The sequence below is a fragment of the Archaeoglobus sp. genome (assembly GCF_017656475.1).
Taxonomy (GTDB): Archaea; Halobacteriota; Archaeoglobi; order Archaeoglobales; family Archaeoglobaceae; genus Archaeoglobus.
Map to the genome: position 1 here is coordinate 1 of NZ_JACDNT010000090.1, position 1372 is coordinate 1372.

The 1372-nt window shown below is 38.0% G+C and carries 2 pseudogenes; one reads left to right on the top strand and one right to left on the bottom strand.

Going from position 1 to position 1372, the window contains the following annotated elements:
- Nucleotides 1-308 (bottom strand): annotated as a pseudogene (locus H0Z19_RS11980) (hypothetical protein); the annotation flags it as partial.
- A 56-nt stretch (nucleotides 309-364) separates the two neighbouring features.
- Here H0Z19_RS11980 and H0Z19_RS11985 point away from each other — a divergent pair.
- A pseudogene (locus H0Z19_RS11985) lies at nucleotides 365-1261 on the top strand (transposase); the annotation flags it as partial.
- Between the last annotated feature and the right edge of the window lie 111 nt (nucleotides 1262-1372).

Genomic DNA, 1372 nt, shown 5'->3' on the forward strand with positions numbered 1-1372 from the left:
GCAAAGAGGTAGCATTTCTTCCCATTATATTTCAGAATTGTTTCATCTACAGCAACTCTTGCTATTACGAGCCTTTTTACTTCCTTCTTCCCTTCAGATTCGAGAGAGTCCTTAAATTTCTCAATCCAATAATGAACAGTTGATTTCCCAACGTTTAAGAGGAGAGCTATCCTCCTAAGGCTTGAGGAGAGTAAGTACATCGCTATTGTTGCAAGTTTTATTTCCAAGGATACCTTGTTCCTTTCAAAGATCTCAAATTCCTTCAGCAGTTTAATCAGGTTGTTTTCTGCTATATCTGCTGTTACCATAGAAGATGATAGATTGAAGCACAATTATTTATATGGTTACATGCTTATTCGGACACCCCCTAAACAAAGCCATAAAAATTCTTAAAGTCATCATTCTGGCGATGTTCTTCGAGTTAAAGATATCTTATGCCGTTAGCGGTAATAAGCGTTTAGACCTGAGAAAGTTCTTAAAGATTGAAGAGGAGGTTAAATTGAGATCAGTCTACTCATTCATGTCAGAATTTGAGGCAGACCAGTTCAAGCTTTGTCTTCTCAATTCTTAATGCTAATTCAAATAAAAGGCGAAATAAGCCATCCATTTTAATATTGGACTGGACTGATACATCCCTCAATCTAAATCCCTTCAGAAAGAGGGATTTGAAGGATAAGCCTTACAAGGGATATTCAACAAAAGGATTTCTGGAGATGAAGATGATGATTCTGATTGAATACGGAACTTTAACGCCCTTGTTCTTCCAGTTATCAGCAAATGTCCATGAAAGCAGGATTTACCCTCTGATTCTGGAAATGCTGAAAAGGAGAGGTTAATCGGTTTGGAGATGCTGTAGTCGGATAGGGGATTTTACGCCTACAAGAACTACTTAATCGGGATAAGGTAAGGTGTAGTGCCTTTAATCATCCCAAAGAAGAACTTCAGATTAGAGAAGCTTGAAGGGTTGATAAGCTATCCTCTGTTTATCTTTAACTCGAAGAACGTTGAGAAGGAGAAGAGAAAGTATAGGAAGCTCGTTAAAAAGTTGTTTGAAGGATTGAAGATGAATCTGAAAAAATTGAGGAGCATAATAGAGGACGTGATAAAGCTGGGAAAAGAAGCTTTCAGTTTGAAGCGATTGCACTGCTATGATTTCGAGCCAGTAAGAAAGAAGTGCTCTCTTTCTGTCCTGTTAGTAAGGATGACGATTAAGCTTGGCTTTAAGGAAAAGAAGCTCATTCAGAAGTTGTCGGAGTGGTGATGTGGGGAAGACCCTATTTTAGTTACTTTGCCTATAAATCCTTCTACGAGAATTGCTAAATGTATAGTCCCGAAATTTTTGACCTTATAAACCCTACCTCTCATTCTCCAA